The organism is Gluconobacter sp. Dm-62 (genome assembly GCF_018256155.1).
Lineage (GTDB): Bacteria > Pseudomonadota > Alphaproteobacteria > Acetobacterales > Acetobacteraceae > Gluconobacter.
Window position 1 is genome coordinate 59141 of sequence record NZ_JAERLY010000007.1, and the last position, 18668, is coordinate 77808.

At 61.9% G+C, this 18668-nt stretch carries 15 protein-coding genes; 6 read left to right on the forward strand and 9 right to left on the reverse strand.

Annotation, left to right across the window (positions count from 1 at the left end; translation table 11 throughout):
- Positions 1-66 precede the first annotated feature (66 nt).
- Positions 67-2538, reverse strand: a complete 2472-nt coding sequence (locus JK202_RS09055; protein ID WP_211560348.1) for a membrane-bound PQQ-dependent dehydrogenase, glucose/quinate/shikimate family — start codon at positions 2536-2538, stop codon at positions 67-69.
- A 429-nt stretch (positions 2539-2967) separates the two neighbouring features.
- On the opposite strand from JK202_RS09055, the gene JK202_RS09060 reads away from it, so the two are divergent.
- Positions 2968-3873, forward strand: coding sequence for a helix-turn-helix domain-containing protein (locus JK202_RS09060; RefSeq protein ID WP_211560350.1), 906 nt, complete (start codon positions 2968-2970; stop codon positions 3871-3873).
- Here the strand turns inward: JK202_RS09060 and JK202_RS09065 are convergent.
- The 3 genes from JK202_RS09065 to ggt all read right to left on the reverse strand — a co-directional run bounded on the left by JK202_RS09065 (position 3848) and on the right by ggt (position 7500).
- Positions 3848-4228 carry an ArsC family reductase gene (locus JK202_RS09065; RefSeq protein WP_211560352.1) on the reverse strand — a complete coding sequence of 127 codons (381 nt, stop codon included), beginning with the start codon at positions 4226-4228 and terminating at the stop codon, positions 3848-3850. The genes JK202_RS09060 and JK202_RS09065 overlap by 26 nt on opposite strands.
- Positions 4229-4346: 118 nt before the next feature.
- Positions 4347-5660 carry a lipase family protein gene (locus JK202_RS09070; RefSeq protein ID WP_211560354.1) on the reverse strand — a complete coding sequence of 438 codons (1314 nt, stop codon included), beginning with the start codon at positions 5658-5660 and terminating at the stop codon, positions 4347-4349.
- Positions 5661-5709: 49 nt separating this feature from the next.
- Positions 5710-7500: a gamma-glutamyltransferase gene (gene ggt / locus JK202_RS09075; protein ID WP_249199867.1), complete on the reverse strand. Its 1791-nt coding sequence runs from the start codon at positions 7498-7500 to the stop codon at positions 5710-5712.
- A gap of 134 nt (positions 7501-7634) precedes the next feature.
- Here ggt and JK202_RS09080 point away from each other — a divergent pair, with 134 nt between their 5' ends.
- The 3 genes from JK202_RS09080 (at position 7635) to JK202_RS09090 (ending at position 12498) form a co-directional block, all read left to right on the forward strand.
- Entirely contained in the window at positions 7635-8573 is a 939-nt protein-coding gene (locus tag JK202_RS09080) for a LysR family transcriptional regulator (protein ID WP_249199869.1), read from the forward strand.
- Positions 8570-9832, forward strand: a complete 1263-nt coding sequence (locus JK202_RS09085) for an MFS transporter (protein WP_249199871.1) — start codon at positions 8570-8572, stop codon at positions 9830-9832. Before JK202_RS09080 ends, JK202_RS09085 begins: the two co-directional genes overlap by 4 nt.
- A 176-nt stretch (positions 9833-10008) precedes the next feature.
- On the forward strand, positions 10009-12498 hold the full coding sequence (locus JK202_RS09090; protein ID WP_211560357.1) for a TonB-dependent receptor: 2490 nt from the start codon (positions 10009-10011) through the stop codon (positions 12496-12498).
- 42 nt (positions 12499-12540) lie between these two features.
- Here the strand turns inward: JK202_RS09090 and JK202_RS09095 are convergent, their stop codons facing one another.
- A complete protein-coding gene (locus JK202_RS09095) occupies positions 12541-13272 on the reverse strand; it encodes an SDR family NAD(P)-dependent oxidoreductase (RefSeq protein WP_211560358.1) in 732 nt (243 codons plus the stop codon).
- Positions 13273-13409: 137 nt separating this feature from the next.
- On the opposite strand from JK202_RS09095, the gene JK202_RS09100 reads away from it, so the two are divergent.
- On the forward strand, positions 13410-15098 hold the full coding sequence (locus JK202_RS09100) for a SulP family inorganic anion transporter (RefSeq protein ID WP_211560359.1): 1689 nt from the start codon (positions 13410-13412) through the stop codon (positions 15096-15098).
- Here JK202_RS09100 and JK202_RS09105 read toward each other — a convergent pair.
- Positions 15085-15435, reverse strand: coding sequence for a zinc ribbon domain-containing protein YjdM (locus tag JK202_RS09105; RefSeq protein WP_062108574.1), 351 nt, complete (start codon positions 15433-15435; stop codon positions 15085-15087). The genes JK202_RS09100 and JK202_RS09105 overlap by 14 nt on opposite strands.
- A gap of 151 nt (positions 15436-15586) precedes the next feature.
- Between JK202_RS09105 and JK202_RS09110 the strand changes: the two genes are divergently transcribed.
- Complete coding sequence (locus tag JK202_RS09110; protein ID WP_211560360.1) at positions 15587-16516, forward strand: Dyp-type peroxidase; 930 nt, start codon at positions 15587-15589, stop codon at positions 16514-16516.
- On the opposite strand, the gene JK202_RS09115 is transcribed toward JK202_RS09110, so the two are convergent.
- Genes JK202_RS09115 through exbD form a run of 3 tightly spaced genes read right to left on the reverse strand, consistent with a single transcriptional unit; the run spans position 16492 to position 18664 of the window.
- The gene (locus tag JK202_RS09115; protein WP_211560361.1) at positions 16492-17358 is read right to left on the reverse strand and encodes an NmrA family NAD(P)-binding protein; all 867 of its coding nucleotides are present in this window, start codon (positions 17356-17358) and stop codon (positions 16492-16494) included. The genes JK202_RS09110 and JK202_RS09115 overlap by 25 nt on opposite strands.
- Positions 17359-17396: 38 nt before the next feature.
- Positions 17397-18230: an energy transducer TonB gene (locus JK202_RS09120; RefSeq protein WP_211560362.1), complete on the reverse strand. Its 834-nt coding sequence runs from the start codon at positions 18228-18230 to the stop codon at positions 17397-17399.
- Positions 18230-18664: a TonB system transport protein ExbD gene (exbD, locus tag JK202_RS09125; protein WP_194260630.1), complete on the reverse strand. Its 435-nt coding sequence runs from the start codon at positions 18662-18664 to the stop codon at positions 18230-18232. Before exbD ends, JK202_RS09120 begins: the two co-directional genes overlap by 1 nt.
- Between the last annotated feature and the right edge of the window lie 4 nt (positions 18665-18668).

The following is an 18668-nucleotide window of genomic DNA, read 5'->3' on the forward strand; positions in this document are numbered from 1 at the left end:
CCATCACTATTGAGCGGGAGTGTGGAGCGTGCCCGCAAGGGGCACGCTCCATCCGTAAGCGGATGATCAGTGCGCGGTCGCGCCCTGGTCTCCGTTCAGGCTGTAAGCGATGATATAATCACCGCTGCGGGTGCCAAGGCCCCCATGACCGCCGGCGGCGATCACAACATACTGTTTCCCATCAATTTGATAGGACATCGGCGTGGCCTGTCCGCCTGCGGGCAGACGGTCCTGCCAGATGACCTTGCCGTTCGACATGTCGAAACCGCGCAGGTAATCGTCGGCCGTCGCACCCATGAAGGACACGCCGCCCTTGGTCAGGACGCTGCCACCGATGTTGTACATACCGGTCGGAAGCGGAAGGTTGTTATGCGTCCGGAAAGGACCCGTGTCGCGCGTGGTGCCGACGGGGTGCTGCCAGACGATCTTCTTGGTCACCAGATCAATGGCCGTGATCTTGCCCCAGACCGGTCCCTTGCAGGGGATCTCGAGCGGGTTCAGCCACGGGCTGGTGTAGGCGATGTAGGGCGTGCCGTAATCCGGGGAGACGCTCAGCGCATCGCCCTTGGCTTCCGGCTTGTCGCCCTGACCGTTCCACTTCGGCAGGATGCCAGCGTCTTCGGCCTTCTGACGGTGCTCCAGACGGATCCGGAACGGCAGGTAGCTCGCATTGGCGATCAGCAGTTTGCGCTGCGGATCGATGGAGGCACCCTGCCAGTCAACCACACCATAGAATGCCGGATAGACGATCGTCGTCTTGCCAACATGCGGCGGGGTGAACTGACCTTCGTAAGCGGACTGGCGGAACTGGATGCGGCAGATCATCTGATCCAGCAGCGTCGCGCCCCACATGTCACTTTCCTTCAGGTCCGGCGGCGTCAGGGACGGCAGGCCAACAGCGTAAGGCTGCGTCGGGGAGACATGGTCATCCGCTGCAACACCCGCGGTCGGAACCGGACGTTCCTCAACCGGGTAACCCGGAACCGGCTTGCCGGTCCGACGGTCCAGAACGAAGAACTCGCCGCGCTTGGTGGTCTGGATCAGAGCAGGAATGTTCTCGCCATTCGGGCCCGGCAGATCAACCATGGACGGTCCGATGGCCAGATCCATGTCCCACAGATCGTGATGCACGGTCTGGAAGGTCCAGCGGCGTTCACCCGTCTCGATGTCGAGCGCGATCGTGGCGCTGGAGGTTGCGTCGTCGAACGGACGGCGCGAGCCACCCCAGTTGTCCGGCGGAGAGTTGCCCATCGGCAGATAGAGCAGACCCAGATCCGGATCGGCCGTGTAGACGCCCCATGCGTTCGGCGTGTCACGCGTCAGCACGTCGTTCGGGCCGGGCTTCCAGTTTTCCGGATTGTGACCGGCATCCCAGGCCCATTCGATCTCACCCGTGAGCGGGTTGAACGCACGGATTGCACCGGAAGGCTCGAAATTCGCCTGGTTGTCGAAGATCCAGCCGCCCAGAACCACGCGATCCTTCACCACCAGCGGCGGCGACGTCACGAAGTGGAAGCCATGCGGAACATGACCGAGATACTGGCGCAGGGAAATGAAGCCGTGCTCGCCGAAGTCTTCGCAGGGCTTGCCGGTTTCGGCATCGACAGCCAGCAGGCGCACGTCGCCGACCGGGGAGAAGATGCGCTTCTGGCAGGCCTTGGAGCCGTCCGGCGCCTGATAGTCGTCAGCGGCCTTGTAGTAGGAGACTCCACGGCAGGCCAGATAGACGTTCGCCGCCAGATCGGCCGCGGCCGGCTTGGGATCGAACTTCCACTTCACCTTGCCGGTTTTGGCATCGAGCGCCATGACCCAGTTATGCGGCGTGCAGAGATAGAGCGTGTCATCGACCTTGATCGGGGTGACTTCGAGGTTGAACTCGTGCCCCTGATCCGGTCCGGCAACCACACCTTCGTCGGCCTTCTGGACGTCACCCGTGCGGGTCACCCAGGCGCGCTTGAGGTTGCTGATATTCGCCGGCGTGATCTGGCCCAGCGGGCTGTAGCGATCACCGCCCACCGTACGGCCATAAGCGGGCCAGTCGGCTTCGGGCGTGTCTTTCGCCGTCAGATCGGACTGCCCTGTCGCGGCCATGCGGTCAGCGGGGAGCGTGCCGTTGATGGAGTAGGACGTGAAGCAGCTTGCGATGATCGCAACCATCGCAATGACGGCCGAGCCGAGCAGTTCGCGCTTGTCCGAAACCCAGTTCTGGCCGGTGCGCCACACCCACGGAAGCAGCATCCAGGCCGCGATACCGACGAGCGTGAAGAGACGGACTTCCAGACCCCAGATGTCGAACCCGACTTCAAAAACGGACCAGATGGTCGCCACCAGCAGAAGGGCCGCATACAGACGCGCACCCAGCAGGGGGTTCCGGAAGCTGATGCCCGCAGCCGCAAGCATCACGAGGCCCAGAAGGGCGTAGAACCACGAACCACCGAGAACGAGGAGATATCCTCCCCCTCCCAGCAGGAAAAGCCCGACAAGCGCGAGCAGGATAGAGGTTAATGGAGACATTACCCTCTGGAGTGAAGCAGACATGACACCTCGTTCTTGTGAAAAACGAAAACCATTCTCTCTGAAATGATTTGTCTTTCCTGATCATCGGCGGAACGCGATACCGTTGGCGCTCCGTCATGGCTGTGGCGGACGGGACAGCCCTGTTCGTGCGTCAGGAGCGACACTGACCGGTGCTTGCAAAAGCTCCGGCTTTCATGCCTGCTTCCCTTCCGACCCACAGCACTGAACCGGAAAAGAAAGGAGTGTTGCGTTACAGATGGCCTGCGAAAAAACACACCCGCTACGCAACGCTTCGCCTTTTCCAGAAACCGTCATTCCTGAATGTCATCACCACGGGCTATCCCACATCGTCGAACTCTCACCCGATTGTGACCGTCTGCGTCGCACCTGTCGCAAAACTGCGACAGGTTTCCGGCACCCGGTGCCTTATGTCGCATCGCGAGGAGCGCGATGACCACAACGACACCGCGCACCTGCCTGTCGGACTCCTGGGCGAGATGCTCCACGAATTACAATCTGGACCCTTCCGAACGCTGGGAAACGCAGGTCCTCAGCCAGCCTGAACTGCGCTTCGTCAGCGGACGCACGCAGCGCCTGATCCAGAGCGCCGTGCCGGAGATGCAGCGTCTGCATACTTTGGTGGATCCGCTGGATTTCATGGTGATGCTGGCCGATCCCACCGGCATCGTCCTCTCCCGCCATACCCAGCGCAGTCAGCTCAGCGGCTGTCGGCGCTGGCGCTTTCAGGCAGGCGCGGTCTGGGACGAACAGAATGCCGGGACGAATGCGATCGGCACCTGTCTGCGTGAGGAACGCCCCGTCATGGTTGTCCATGACCAGCACTGGCGGCTGTGTTTCCGCAAACTGACCGGCATGGCCGTCCCGGTCTATAATTCCATCGGGGAACTCGCTGGCGCACTCGATATCAGTTCATTCACGGCCGAACATGTCCTACCTGCCGCGCCACTTCTGATGGACGCGCTGCAGACGACTGCACGACGTGTGGAAGAGAAGCTGTTCCATGACCGCTTCGGACAGGACATGATCGTGACCCTGGGGCCATCAACATCATCCTCGTCCATGCTGGTGGCGCTTGACCGGGACGGTCATATCCGTGGCGCGACGCATGCCAGTCGCCGACATATGAACTGGCCGGAGGGCGAACTTTCCAACCTCCCGGCCCTGCTCCCCCTTCTCGACACACAGGAAGAACCCAGCTTCCGGCGTGCCGAGGCGCAGGTGATCCGGTCAGCGCTTGTGACAGTCCATGGGAATGTCAGCGCCGCCGCCCGCCTGCTGGGCGTGAGCCGCGCGACACTGCATCGCAAGATCAGGGCGCTTGGTCTGGAGCACTAGCGCCGGAAAAAGTCGCCGCGTATTCATCAGGGCGAAATCCGACCAGCAGAATGTCAGGCCCTTGCAGAACCGGACGCCGGATCATGGCGGGCTGTTCCAGCATGAGGGCGATGGCGCGCTGTGCATCGAGGTTTTCCCGAAGCTCTGGCGACAGCTTGCGGAATGTCGTGCCCGAACGGTTCAGCAGCTTCTCCCAGCCAAGCTGTTTGACCCAGTCTTCAAGCTGCGCCTGGCCAGCACCGTTCTTGCGATAGTCATGGAACGTGACCGCCACGCCGTGTTCGGCCAGCCACGCCCGCGCCTTGCGCATCGTATCGCAGTTGGGAATGCCATAGATCGTAAGCGGCGCGGTCATGAAGTCTGTCCTTGGTTTCGGTGAGACGGGAAAAACCAGCATCAGGAAACCATGCAGCTGATTTTCCTACAACTCTGCCGAAACCTGTTCCGGGGCATTAAACGCCCCAGACGTCGTCTCAGTTGTTCCAGTGGATGCCCGGCAGCGGCTTTTCCAGCTTTGAAGTCGGCTTGATGGTCCGGCAGCTTCCGCGCGGTTTGATGCCCTTGAGAAGGCTCAACGCGAAGGGCACGGAATCATTGGCCGAGACATTGACCGCGCCGTTATGGGTCAGGCCCGGATACTGCTTCCAGGTGACGGAGGCTCCGGCGTCGCACATCGCGGCCACAGCGTTATACTGCTGGGCCACACCGGCTTCATCATCCGCAAGCCCCGTCCCCACGAAGACCGGCATTTTCAGATGCGCATCCGGGATGGTGAAGGCGGTATCGAACCCCTGCTCCAGCGGGGCGCGGTCGCCGGTGAAGACGTTCTCTTCCGTCATGTCATGGGCGTCGGTGTATTTGAACAGGTCCCCAAGGCAGGACTGGCGGGCCTGATGGGACAGGTCGCGTCCCTTCTCCGTCATGAACTGCCGTACATCTGCATCCGGATGCAGGCTGGTCATGGAGCCTTCGACCGTCAGAATGCCGTAGGACGCGGACATATGCGGGGATTCCGGATTGTCACGCACAAGCTGCGGATGAGCGGTTTTCGCCGGGGTATGGAACGCAATCACAACACCCGTCGCCACCGTACCCAGCACATGCAGGTCCGGCGCATATTGCGGAGCGAGCCAGCCGGTCCCGAGTGCCGCGCCTCCACCCTGTGACTGACCGACCAGAATGATCTGGTTGCGCAGCGTGCCCTTGTACTGCTGAAGGGACGCCCGCAGTCCGTTCAGCACGCTGTAGCCTTCGGGGCGATACATCAGATACGGATGCGGTCCCGGCGTACCGAGGCCCTGATAGTCACTGGCGACCACGGCAAAGCCTGCGGCCAGCCAGCGGTCCAGATAGGCCCGGTCCCGCGAGAAATAGCCCCGCCATGAGGGTGCGCAGATATCGGCAATGCCGGTCGTGCCATGTTCCCACGCCACGATCGGCCAGCCGCCTTTCGGCGGTGTGCCTTTGGGAAAGATGATCTGCCCCGACACCGCCACAGGAGCGGGCTCGCCGACCCCGCTGATGGACGTATAGAGCGTGCGGAAGGCCTGTCCGGCGTTATCGGGGAGGTGCTTGCCCTGAATGTCTTCGGTCCGGATCATGACGCCCGGCCCTGCGGGAAGCTGCGCCGGTGGCTGATAGAAGGCGCTGACGCCACCGTCTCCATGCGGACGGTCCGGCTCGGCGACAGTGACCTGCTGCTTCGGTGCGGGCTGCGGGGTGGCGCAGGCGGCAAGCGTTCCCAGTGCGCTGGCACACAGGAAAAGGCGGGCGGGAAACTTCTTCATGATGTTCTCCAGCGACGGGAATAAGGATCTGTAGCGGGCAGGAAACGACTTACTGGCCGAGGGCAACGCCGTCACGATGCGGGTCACCCCAGCCGCTCAGCCCGTCCGGGCCAATGGTGATGGCCTGCACGGCGGCGTTCATCACGGCAGCATGCGGGTGATGGCCCATGCTCTCAAGCGCGGATTTTAGTTCTGCGGCCGATGTGCCGTGTTCCAGCTCTTCCGCACGGTTCTGCGCGCCGATGCGCGGCTGCTCGATGGCCGTACGGATGTTCTGGCCCCAGGCGAGATGCCCGACCAGCGTCTGCACCACGGAATCAATGATCCGCGCGCCACCACCGGCGCCGATGATCACTTCAGGCTGGCCATCCGCGCCGAACACGATGGTCGGCGCCATGGTGGTGATGGGCCGCTTGCCGGGGGCTGCGATATTGGCGGCAGCCTGCCCGTCCACGATCGGGCGTGTGGAGAAATTGGTGATCGCGTTGTTAAGGACGACACCGTCCACGACGATATCCGCCCCGAAATTGAGGTTGATGGTCGTGGTGAAGGAGAGCGCATCACCGGCCGCGTCACGGATGGCGAGATGCGTCGTGGCGGGCACTGTCATGGCATCGGATACAGGGAGGCTGGCCAGACGGCTCTTCAGTACGCCCGGACGGACCTGCCCTGCGGCTTCTCCCGTCGAGACGAGGGCTGCACGCGCGTCCAGATAGGCGGGGCTCAACAGTTCGTCCGTTGCAACGGGTGTGTAATCGGGGTCGGCGGCGTATTTGCGGCGGTCGGCTTCCGCCAGACGCGAGGCTTCGAGCAGAAGATGCGCGGCCTCAACGCTGCCGGGACGGTACTGGCCGATCTTCAGACGATCAAGAATCGCAAGCTGCTGGAGCACGGACAGTCCACCCGCAACCGGAGGCGCTGCAGAGCAGATGCGGCGCCCAAACGCCTCGACACAGAGCGGCGCGCGCTCACGGACCTTGTAGGACGCGAGATCCTTTGGGGTGATGTGACCCGGATACGGTCCGGTGGCCACGGCAGCGGAGATCTTGCGCGAAAATTCGGGGCCGTAGAAGTAATCCGCGCCCTTGTTCGCCACCTGCGTCAGCGTCCCGGCCAGTGCCGGATTATGCAGGATCGTGCTCTTGGGCAGCGGATGACCGTCTACATCGAAATAAGCCTTGAAGCTGGCTTTCTGCGCGAGTTCCGGGCGTTCGGTCAGGACGAGATGCAGATAGCCGGGCATCGCATAGCCGTTGCGGGCCGTGGCGATGGCGGCCTGAAACAGATCGGCCCAGGGGAGCTTGCCGTAGCGCTTGTGCAGGAGTTCCAGCGTCCGCAATGTGCCCGGAACGGCCGCGACGCGCCCGCTACGTTCCAGCAGCGCGTGGGGAATGGCGTGGCCGTCCGCATCATGCGCGTAATCCTGCGGCACGATGGCGGGGGCGGCTGCCAGACCGTCATAGAACGAGAGCTTCCCGGCGTTTTTATCCCAGTACAGAATCGTGGAGCCCCCGCCCAGACCGGAAGCCTGCGGCTCAACAACGGCGAGCATCATCTGACCGGCAATGGCGGCGTCGACCGCGCTGCCGCCACGGCGGATCACGTCCATCGCGGCCTGTGAGGCCAGCGGATTGGCAGTTGCAGCCATGGAGGTCTGGGCCGTGCTGGGTTGTGCGATCACGGCCGCGCTGCGTGCAGGATGGTCCGTTTCCGCGCATCCGCCCAGCGCCAGCGTCTGCACCAGACCCATCATTCCGAGCACTCCGGGCACACTGGCACGCCGCCGGATACGGCGGTTGCAGGACGATGGGCGGGACGGAAGAGAGGGTCTGGAATGCATGACGCAGCAGAAACTTTCGTAGTCGGAACGGAAAACATCGTAACAGGATCGTTACGGCCTTCAATCGCCCCGATAAATGCTGCTATGATGGAAACATTATCAACCAGTGGTTTGCAATGAACGTTTTTCAGGCCATGACCACCTTTATGGCGGTCGTCGAAACAGGAAGCATGACCGCTGCCGGAGAACGGTGCGGCATTTCTCCCACGATGGTGGGCAATTACGTGCGCCTGCTGGAGGAACGTCTGGGCACGAGCCTTCTGCGACGCACCACGCGCCGGCAGAGCCTCACGGCTTTCGGCGCGGTCTATTTCGAGAAATGCCAGTCCATTCTCAACCTGCTGGATGAGACCGAACATCTGGCACAGGCGGCGCAGACCCTCCCCTCCGGCACTTTGCGGGTCACGGCCCCCGTCACATACGGCACCCAGAGCGTTACGCCCTGTCTGGCGCGGTATCTGGCTGAAAATCCGTCCGTGGATGTCGATCTGGTGCTGACGGAACGCAGTGTGGACCTGACGCATGAGAAGTTCGACATCGCGATCCGCCTTGGCGTGCCGGAGCCTTCCTCGCTCATGTGCCGCCGTCTGACGGATTACCGCATGACGCTCTGCGCCTCCCCGGATTATCTCGCCCGCCGGGATGAACTTCTGGTTCCGCAACAGCTTGCGACGCATGATGCGCTGGCCTTTGCCTATACGCCGTCGTCGCCCTGGCACTGGGCGCGGCATGAATGGCATTTCGAGAGCCCCAAGGGCCGCGTGACGGTGGAAATGCGCCGGCGGGGGCTCTTCAACAGCACGCAGGCCATGCGGCGTGCGGCTCTGGGCGGGCTGGGCATTGCGATGCTGCCGACCGATCTGGTGCAGGACGATCTGAAAGCAGGGACGCTTCAGGCGCTCCTGCCCGATTACACCCTGCCCTCACGGCCGATCTATCTGCTTTATCACAAGGAACGCTACAGCGCGCCGACGCTGCATTCCTTCATCCAGTTCATGATGCGCAATCTTGGCGACCGCCATACAGGTCTGAGCCAGACAGGAGCGGGGCACGCCGATCCCGGACAGTCATGAGCACACAGGACAGGCCTTTTCCGCGTTACGGAATGACGCTGCCTGTCATCGCCTCCATTCTGGGCAATATCATAGAATATTACGACTTCGTTATTTACGCATCGTTCTCGACATCTATCGGGCAGACGTTCTTTCCAGCCGGGCTGGCCCTGTCGCAGATCGCCCTGACGCTTGCGACCTTCGGCTTCACCCTGCTCGCGCGCCCCATCGGCGCCGTCGTTCTGGGGATCTGCACGGATCGCAGGGGCCGGACGTTCACGATGATCCTGTGCATCGCGCTCATGGCGATCGGGAGCCTGCTGATTACGTTGACGCCGGGCTATCAGAGCATCGGAATTGCCGCGCCGCTGCTGATCGTCACCGCACGTCTGCTGCACGGATTTTCGCTTGGCGGGGAGTTCGGAAGCGCAACCTCATTCCTGATCGAACAGGCTCCGGGGCATGAAGCGCGGGCCGCGAGCTGGCAGGCCATCGGGCAGATCGTCGCCTCCCTTGTCGCCGCCATCGTTACACTGGGCCTGACGCTGCTGCTGCCCGCTCAGGGGTTCGACAGCTACGGCTTCCGGATCGCGGCCGGGCTTGGCGCTCTGGCCGGGCTTCTGGCGCTGGTCCTGCGGTTCAGGCTTCTGCGGACGCGCCCGGCGCCTCTGGTTGCGAAAGCCGTCCCTGCCTCTCCCTTTCTGCGCCGGGAAAACCTGCTGCGTACGCTGGCGGTAATGGGGGCCGTCGCGCTGGGGAGCGGCATCACCTATCTGGGCATCTACATGCCCCATTATGCCCGGCTGCATTTCCATGTCGCGGCCAATCTCGCTTATGCCTCTGCCCTGCTGACCTATGGGGGGCAGCTTCTGTTCACGCCGCTGCGCTGGAAGCTGGCAGACCATTTCGACCGGACCCACAGCATCAGACCGATGCTCCTGTCCTGCGCGGTTCTGTTCTGCCTGCCATGGCCGATGTTCCGGCTGGTCTCGGTCTGGCCCGAGAGCATTCTGGTCATGCCGCTGTTGTTCAATGTTGTCGGCCTGCTCTATTTCGCCGCACTCGACGGCTTCATCGGCATTCTGTTCCCGGACCGTCTGCGCGGACGTGGCCTGACGATCGGCTATTCCTTCGGCGTCGTCCTGTTTGGCGGTCTCGCGCCGCTGACCAATGCTGCCCTGATGTCCTGGAGCGGGACGGAGCTGGCTCCGGCGTTCTATCTAGGCCTGACCGCCCTGATCTCGGCCACCGCCATTTTCGCAGCCAGACGTCTGCTCTGATCGGGAACGTTCCGCCATCCCCATGTTTTTGTGGCGGAATAGAAATCCCTGCTTCATGACAGACTATGAAACTATCAATTATTTCTTCGGAATGTTCTTATGATCGTCTCCTTTATCTTCAGCCCCAGATTCATAACGGTATCGTAGCGTTAGTTTTTTTCAGGATCCCGCCAGACATGTCTTCCAGAATCCCTGCCCCGTCAGACCCCGTGCGTCCCTGCCGACTGCCCGCGCTCTCCTTTCTTGCCGGGCGTGGAAAACATATTCTGGCCGCTGCCACGATCCTGAGCAGCGCGACCGTTCTGGCCGCGAATGCGACTTATGCCGCGGAAAGCACCAAGCCAAAGCACGCCCGCAAGGCGGCCCAGCACGCAACACGCACCGTTGCGGAGCCGAAGGGCGGGCAGGAATCCATCAGCGTTCTGGGCCAGCGCGGACAGGCTCCGGGTGGCGGCATGATGCGGGCGGAGACGGCTGCGCGGTCCATCCAGTCCGTCACGCAGGCCTATATCGAGATGCAGAGCCCGACCAGCTCCCCGCTCGACCTGATCAAGAACCTGCCCAGCGTCAATATTTCGACGCCAGATCCTTCCGGCAATGAAGGTGGCTCCATCAGCAGCCGTGGCCTGTATGACAACGATATCGGCTTTCTGCTGAACGGGATGCCGATTGCCAACGGCTCCTCGACGTCCGCGTCGAACTTCATCCAGAACTATATCGACAGCAACAACATCGTGGCGGAATCCATGACGCCGGGCTCGATCTCGGTCGAGGATCCGCTGACCTCCGCCGCGGCCGGTGCACTGAGCATCACGACGCGGGCACCGGCGCAGAAATTCGGCGGTTTCATCTCGGGAAGCTACGGCTCCTTCAACACGTCGCGCGAATTCATCCGTCTGGACAGCGGCGAGATCGGCCATTCCGGCATCACGAGCTATGCCTCGTTCTCGAACATGCATTCGGATGCCTGGCGCGGTTCGGGCACCAGCGAGCGCAAGCACATGGATTTCCGGATGACGAAGAAGATCGGGGAGCGCAGCACTGTCGATCTGTTCGTGGGTTACAACCACTCGTTCTATTACCAGAACCGCTATCCGACGATGGCGAATTTCTATGCGGACAAGAACGGCCTGCCGCTCACAACGCCCATCAGCTACACCTCGACCTTCAGTGCGACGTCTCCCAGCAGTTATTACGGCACGCATGGCTCGGACAAGGATCAGTTCTACGCGTCCCTGCCGATGCATTTCGCGCTGAACCACCTCTTCAGTGTCAGCATCACGCCTTACTACCAGCGCGGGGCCATCACGCTGAACAGCGCTTCGCGTCTGCAGGAAGGTCATACCTATGCGGGAACGGCGCTGCAGAAGGTCGATCTGAACGGCGACGGCAAGATCAGCACGGCCACGCGCGCGGCAGTTTCGACCAACTCCATGTCCGTCAACCAGCAGGGCGGCGTCGTGGCGAGCCTGCACTGGCATGCCGAGAACAACGAAGGCCAGATCGGCTACTGGCACGAGGAGAATTCCTATTCCCTCAAGACGCCGCTGTCGCGCATGAACCAGGTTACGGGTGCACAGCCTTCGGACACGGATACGTCGGCCTATTACCGCACCACAAGCGGCAACATCTATTATTCGACCAACTATGTCGGGTCCTACAGCCTCAATTCCGGCTTCATGGAAGACACGCAGCACTTCCTGAACCACAAGATGGCGCTGACCGGGGGCATCAAGGTCGTGTCCGAAACCCTGCGCGGGCAGGATTTCCTTGCCAGCACGGCCAGCCGTTCGAACCACACGTTCGTCTCGCCGATGCCGCGCATGTCGTGGTCCTGGGACTTCGCACCGCACCACCAGATCTACTTCGATGCGGAAGGCGATTTCCGTGCGCCCTCGCCCGTCAACCTGATCACGCGATACAGCACGTCCACGGGCGCCATGACGACCTCGGGCGCGAATGCGAAGCCGCAGTATTCCATCAAGGAAGAGCTGGGATACCGCTATACGGGTGACATCTTCCTGGCGGATGTCAGCGTCTACAACTTCAACGTCAGCAACCGCCTGCTGTCACTCAACACCTACAGCAATGACGTTCCGGTCAGCGAGACGCTCAATACGGGTGGCGAGACGATCCGGGGCGTGGACCTGATGCTGTCCACCAAGCCGCTGTTCCACCGCTTCCGGCCGTATCTGTCGTTCGAATACCTGCATGCCACGATGGACAACAACCTGCCCATCGCCGCCGATAACGGGTCGATCGACTATCTGAAGACCAAAGGCAAGACGCCGATCATGACGCCGAAGTTCATGGGCAGCATCGGCCTGACCTATACGGAAGGTCCGTTCTTCCTCAATGCCAGCATCCGCTATACGGACAAGCAGTATTCGACGTTCATGAACGACCAGACGATGCCGTCCTATTTCTCGGACTCGCTGTCTCTGGGGTATCACCTGCCGAAGTTCTTCATCGCGCAGGCACCGGTCTTCAAGCTGAACTTCACCAACCTGACCGGCCAGTACAAGCTGGGTGGCGTGTATTACTTCGCGGAAAACGCCCGTGCCACGACCGGGGTCTATGGCAACAAGATCGCCGCGGACTCCGCACCGTCCTATTACATCCAGCCGCCCTTCTCGATGATGGGTTCGCTCTCCACCAGCTTCTGAAGCAACGACGGCTCCCTCACAGCGAGGGAGCCGTTTCTGGTCTCAGGCGACGAGACCACCGTCCACCAGAATGGACGCACCCGTGATATAGGACGCATCGGGGCTGGCGAGGAACGACACGGTACGGGCGATGTCATGGACCTTGCCGTAGGATTCCGTGGCCGTGAACTTGCGGATGACGGCGGCCGCCGCTCCGTCTTCGGGGTTGAGGTCGGTTGCGATCGGGCCGGGCTCGACGATGTTCGCCGTGATGCCCTGCGGTCCGAGATCCCGCGCCACACCCTTCGTAAAGCCGATCAGACCGGCCTTTGTGGCCGAATAGAGCGAGATGCCCGGGAACGGTGCACGCTCACCAAAGGCCGAGCCGATATAGATCAGGCGGCCACCCGTCTTCATGTATTTCAGGGCTTCGACCGTCTCGATCATCGCCGCACGCAGGTTGAGGTTCAGGACATCCTCGATCTGCGTGACGGTCATCTGTGCGATCGGGCCATAGGGGTAAATGCCCGCATTGCACACGAGTGCGTCCAGACGTCCGAACGCTTCATGCGTCTTCGTGATGGCGGCGATATTGCCGTCCGTGCTGCCGCCATCGGCCTGAACGGCGACGGCTTTGCGGCCCAGCGCCTCGATGTCCGACACAACTTTCTGCGCGGCTTTTTCGTTGCGGGCGTAAGTGATGGCGATATCAAAACCATCCTGCGCCAGCTTCAGCGCGATGGCCGCGCCAATGCCGCGTGATCCGCCGGTAATGAGCGCTACTCTCTGGGTCATGATCCTGTTCCTTCCTGACTGCGCTGACGAAAGATCCGTCTTTAAGCTGCCAGATCATGAGGCATTTTCGGGCCGGACCCAACCACCCCCCTGACATTGTGAAGACATCCCTTCGTCAAAGGCCTAGAACACAGGTCATGTCGGAACAGCAGAACCCTACCGGAACCCGTCGCGGATGGACGGATATTGTCGCAGGTCTTTCCCTTGCCTCGGTGAATATTCCGCAGGTTCTGGGCTATACGCGCATTGCGGCCATGCCGGCAGTCACGGGGCTTTATACGGTTCTGCTGCCACTTGTGGCGTTCGCGGCTTTCGGATCATCGCGGCATCTGGTCGTGGCCGCCGATTCCGCGACGGCGGCCATTTTCTCAAGTGCCATCGGCAAGATGGCGCTGCCGGGGAGTGCGCATTACATCGCGCTCGTCAGCATGACCGCACTGCTCTGCGCGGCACTTCTGCTGGTGGCGCGGGTTTTCCGGCTGGGGTTTCTGGCGGATTTTCTTTCCCGCACCGTGCTGACGGGATTTCTGGCCGGGGTGGGCGTGCAGGTCTGCATCGCGATGCTGCATGACATGCTGGGCGTGTCCGTCAACGCGCATAATCCGCTGGTGCAGGCTTACGAAACCTTCCGGCAGATCCCGCATGGGAGCCTCATGGTCGCGGGCCTTTCAGCGGTCACGGTCGGCATCCTCATGACCGGGCAGCGCCTTGCCCCGCATCTTCCCGCTGGGCTCTGTGTCGTCATCGGGAGCATCGCCCTGAGCATGGGGCTGAACCTGCCTCATCATGGCGTTCCCACCCTTGGGCATGTCGCGGGCGGATTGCCGCATTTCGGCCTGCCGGGTGTTTCATGGAACGAGCTTCTGGCCCTCCTGCCCGTCGCGGCGTCCTGCGTGTTCGTCATCATCGCACAGAGTGCCGCAACATCGCGCGTGTTCGGGGAGCGGTTTCATGAAACCGTGGATGAAAACCGCGATCTTCTGGGCCTGTCGGCGGCCAACGTGGCCGCGGGTCTGAGCGGGACTTTCACTGTCAATGGCAGCCCGACGCAGACGGCCATGGCTGTCCGTTCGGGCGCGCGGACGCAGGTGGCGCAGGTGACGTTCGCCTGCGTGACGCTTGTGGTCCTGCTGTTTCTCACGCGCCCGCTCGAAGCCCTGCCGCGCTGCGTTCTGGCGGGCATTGTGTTTACCGTCGCCATCGGCATGATTGATCTGAAGAGCCTGCGCGCGATCCGACAGGAAAGCCCGGGCGAGTTCTGGCTGGCCGTCTCGACAGCCGCCGTCGTGGTGGGGGTCGGCGTTGAGGAAGGCATTTTCCTCGCCATCACGCTGTCGCTGTTTCGCCACGTCCGGCACAGTTACGAGCCGCATACGATGGTCCTGCAACAGTCCCCGACCGCCGGGGTTCTGGAAGCGCTACCCGCGAAGGACGGGCTGGAAAGTGCGCCGGGACTGATGGTGTTCCGGTTCTGCGCGGATCTGTTCTACGCCAATTCGACGCGCTTCCGGCAGGATCTGCTGGGTCTCGTGGACCATGCTCCCCATCCAGTCCGCTGCGTCGTGCTCGATGCAAGCCCGGTCACGGATATCGACTATTCCGCTGCCGCCGACCTGCGGGACCTGATCGCACAATTGCATCAGCGCGGCATCGCGCTGATTTTCGGGCGGGTGAGCGTCTATTTACAAGCCGATATGGACCGGCATCACATCACGCAGGCGCTGGGGGGAGGCAATATCTACGCCGAACTGCACACGGCACTGAAAGCCGCCCACCAGATCCTTGGGGACACGGCTGTGCCCCCACCGACCGTCAGGCCTTCCTGACGAATTCGGACTTGAGGTTCATCGCACCGATCCCAGCGATCTTGCAGGCGATATCGTGCCCGTCGCCACCGTCCGAAAGGCGGATGTTCTTCACCTTGGTGCCGCCCTTGACGACCATGGACGAGCCCTTGATCTTCAGATCCTTGATGACCGTCACGGTGTCGCCATCGGCCAGAACATTGCCGTTGGCATCACGGATCTCGCCGGACGCCTCACCGCTTTCCGCCGCCGTCTCGGCCGGGTTCCACTCATGCGCACATTCCGGGCACATCCACAGCGCACCATCCGGATAAACGTGTTCGCACCCGCAGACCGGGCATTTCAGATTACTGTCCATGATGACCTTTTTCCGTTTGTGGCCGGACACTACTGCACGCAGTCCGTATTTCAAAACGGGGAGCGACCATTTTCATAACCTGTTCTCTCGACATGGACCGCGCTATCAACAGGCAGACATAGATTGCCACGCTGATGGAAAGACTGTTCCGATGTCCGACGCCACGCCCCAGCCCGTTGCCGCGCCCCTCACCCGGGCCGCCATTTTTCTGGTCCTGAACATCAATCCCGGCACGGATGCGGAAAAAACCATCCGCAGCCTGTGCGCGGACCTTTCGGGCCTGCGTCGCACGGTGGGTTTCCGGGACCTGAACGGACAGCTTTCCTGCGTTCTCGGCTTTGGCTCTGCTGCCTGGGACCGTCTCTTTCCCGGCCCGCGTCCCAAAGAACTGCACCCGTTTCAGGAAATCAAAGGCGTCCATCACGCCGTTTCCACGCCGGGCGACATGCTCTTTCACATCCGCGCCACGCGCATGGATATGTGTTTCGAGATGGCCAAGCTGGTCATGGATCGCCTGCGCAGCGTCTGCACGGTTGTCGATGAAGTGCACGGTTTCAAGTATTTCGATGACCGCGACCTGATCGGCTTCGTGGACGGCACGGAAAACCCCGAGAACGCCGCAGCCTGCGAAGCTGCGATCATCGGCGATGAAGACGCGGCTTTCAAAGGCGGCAGCTACGTCATCACCCAGAAATACTTCCACGATCTCGAAGCCTGGAACACCCTGCCGATCGAGATGCAGGAAAAGATCATCGGCCGCAAAAAGCTCTCCAATGTCGAGCTCGATGACAAAACAAAGCCCGCTTACGCCCATAACGCGCTGAATGTCGTGACGCGCAACGGAAAGCAGGTCGATATCCTGCGCGACAACATGCCGTTCGGTGAAGCTGGCAAAGGCGAGTTCGGCACCTATTTCATCGGCTATGCCCGCTCCCCGTCCGTGACCGAGGAAATGCTTCACAATATGTTCGTCGGCAAGCCGGAAGGGAATTACGACCGCCTGCTGGATTACAGCCGCCCTGTTACGGGTTCGCTGTTTTTCGTTCCGTCAGCCGATTATCTGGACGATATCGACGCCTGATGGCGCAGGCAGATCTGAAGGTCCGTCGCACCCCGCAGGGGCGTGCGCGGACGGTCATATCGCCCGTCCACGAAAATCCCCGTCATGGTGACGTAAGACTGCGCGGCTTCGGAGCAGAAGCCGTGACTGTGATAGAACTCCGGCCATCGCGAACGCGGGATTTCGTCCACTGTCACATCCCGCTCCAGCACGGCGCTGAGGGCTGTTGCGACGTCTTCCGGCGTATAGGTCTCGGGGCCTTCGATGCTGTAAGTGCCCGTCTCTTCTACGGATGAAACCAGAAGACGGGCCGCCAGTTCGCCCACATCCTCCGGCGCGACCATTGGGGCTTTGAAATCTTTTGGCAGCAGGCTGGGAAATACCCCTGACTGCCGCGCAGTAGACAGGGCGCCGAACCAGTTGCTCATGAAATACGCAGCCCTCATGACACAGAGCGGCACTCCCGTTTCCCGTGCCCCCTGCTCGAAAGCGTACAGACTGCCAAGGTCCCCGCAATGCGGGTTATCCTGCGCGCCATAGGTTGACTGCACGACGATCTTTTCCAACGAGGCGCCCTGAACAACCCTGAGAATGGAATGAACCGTGCGACGTTCTTCATTGTCCACATCCAGCGACGGGCTGGCAGGCGGGTTCAGCAGAAATGCGCGCCGGACTTTGGAAAAAGCCGCCGTCAGGGATGGCGTGTCGTGGACATCGAGCACGACCACGCTGGCCCCACGGGCAGACCATTCTGCCGCCTGCTCCGGACGATGCAGAACAACCGTAACCGCACGTCCCTGCTCCAGCAGTCGCCGGGCGACTGTGCGGCCCACATGCCCTGAGGCCCCCAGAACAAGATCCATGTCTTCTCTCCCTGCGCGATATTTACGGGGAAAGCGGATCAGTGTTCCAGATAGAATTCGATGGGAACGGTCAGCGACAGCGGATCGCCCTTGATGCTGTCAGGCGGAATGGGCAGCGGTTCGGCCCGGCGGATCAGGGCCAGCGTCTCCGCATCCAGCAGGTCATGCCCTGCGCTGCGTTTGAGACTGGCGCTCAGAACATGTCCTTTGCGGTCCATGACGAAATGTAGGAGGGACGTTCCTTCCTGATGCGTGGACTGGGCTGCTTCGGGATAGCGTTTGAACCGCTCCAGACGAGCCAGAAGCTCGCCCTGCCAGGTTACAGGATCATGCGATGCATGGCTCGATGTGGTGGCCGAAGCGGCGCTCGGGCTGGTCGTAGGCGGCGCTTCCACGTTGCGCGGGGCCGTGGTCTTTTCCGCAGGGGGCGCTTTCACCGGTACGGGCGGCAGCGGCTTGTGCACACTCGGCTTGTGCGGCTTGATCTTTTCCGTTTTGGGCACCGGAACAGGCGGATTGGGTGCGGAGCTTGGCGGCGCTTCGACCTTGGGCGGATCTTCCGGCTGCGGCTCCGTGGAGGCCACGGCCTGCTGCGGACCGGGATCGACATCCTGCTGCGGGGCAGGAACAGGCGCGGGGACAGGTGCAAGATCGATGCTGATCGCAGCCGGAGGCGGTTCAGCCGCGAGAATGGGGTGGGGATGCGCGGACGTCACCGCCCAGAACAGGACTGCCCCCGTAAGAGCGGCCACACCAAGGGCGGAGCCGCCCCAGAGCCGTGCGCTCCGGCGGTCTTCCACACGGCAGGTTGCGGCGTACCACTCCCGAAACCTTGGCAGCGACGCTTGCGCCGAGATCAGCCCATCCGACATCAGGGCGTCGTTCCCGTCGTCTGGCCCTGCAACGTCACGAGCGCCACCTTGAGGTAGCCCGCGCTTCGCAGATGATCCATGACGTCCATGAGCGTGCCATAATCCACCGTCTTGTCGGCGCGCAGGAAAATGCGTTCGTCGCGGTTGCCCTTGGTCGCGGTCGCAAGCGCTTCGGTCAGTTGCGCGGCGGGTACGTCGTTTTCACCGAGTGCCAGATTATGATCCGCCTTGACGGTCAGGAACACGGGCTCGTCCGGCCGGGGCGCTGTCTGCTGCGTGGAAGACGGAAGATCGACGGGAACATTGACGGTCGTGAGCGGGGCCGTGACCATGAAGATCACGAGCAGCACCAGCATGACATCAATGAACGGCGTGACGTTGATTTCGTGCGCTTCAAGCACGGTTTCGTCCGCGTGGCGGATCCGGATGGCCATGGAA

What these genes read in the sequence shown, in the direction of transcription:
- JK202_RS09055 (WP_211560348.1), bottom strand. Translation starts at nt 2,538, where the DNA reads ATGTCTGCTTCACTCCAGAGGGTAATGTCTCCATTAACCTCTATCCTG.
- JK202_RS09060 (WP_211560350.1), top strand. Translation starts at nt 2,968, where the DNA reads ATGACCACAACGACACCGCGCACCTGCCTGTCGGACTCCTGGGCGAGA.
- JK202_RS09065 (WP_211560352.1), bottom strand. Translation starts at nt 4,228, where the DNA reads ATGACCGCGCCGCTTACGATCTATGGCATTCCCAACTGCGATACGATG.
- JK202_RS09070 (WP_211560354.1), bottom strand. Translation starts at nt 5,660, where the DNA reads ATGAAGAAGTTTCCCGCCCGCCTTTTCCTGTGTGCCAGCGCACTGGGA.
- ggt (WP_249199867.1), bottom strand. Translation starts at nt 7,500, where the DNA reads ATGCATTCCAGACCCTCTCTTCCGTCCCGCCCATCGTCCTGCAACCGC.
- JK202_RS09080 (WP_249199869.1), top strand. Translation starts at nt 7,635, where the DNA reads ATGACCACCTTTATGGCGGTCGTCGAAACAGGAAGCATGACCGCTGCC.
- JK202_RS09085 (WP_249199871.1), top strand. Translation starts at nt 8,570, where the DNA reads ATGAGCACACAGGACAGGCCTTTTCCGCGTTACGGAATGACGCTGCCT.
- JK202_RS09090 (WP_211560357.1), top strand. Translation starts at nt 10,009, where the DNA reads ATGTCTTCCAGAATCCCTGCCCCGTCAGACCCCGTGCGTCCCTGCCGA.
- JK202_RS09095 (WP_211560358.1), bottom strand. Translation starts at nt 13,272, where the DNA reads ATGACCCAGAGAGTAGCGCTCATTACCGGCGGATCACGCGGCATTGGC.
- JK202_RS09100 (WP_211560359.1), top strand. Translation starts at nt 13,410, where the DNA reads ATGTCGGAACAGCAGAACCCTACCGGAACCCGTCGCGGATGGACGGAT.
- JK202_RS09105 (WP_062108574.1), bottom strand. Translation starts at nt 15,435, where the DNA reads ATGGACAGTAATCTGAAATGCCCGGTCTGCGGGTGCGAACACGTTTAT.
- JK202_RS09110 (WP_211560360.1), top strand. Translation starts at nt 15,587, where the DNA reads ATGTCCGACGCCACGCCCCAGCCCGTTGCCGCGCCCCTCACCCGGGCC.
- JK202_RS09115 (WP_211560361.1), bottom strand. Translation starts at nt 17,358, where the DNA reads ATGGATCTTGTTCTGGGGGCCTCAGGGCATGTGGGCCGCACAGTCGCC.
- JK202_RS09120 (WP_211560362.1), bottom strand. Translation starts at nt 18,230, where the DNA reads ATGTCGGATGGGCTGATCTCGGCGCAAGCGTCGCTGCCAAGGTTTCGG.
- exbD (WP_194260630.1), bottom strand. Translation starts at nt 18,664, where the DNA reads ATGGCCATCCGGATCCGCCACGCGGACGAAACCGTGCTTGAAGCGCAC.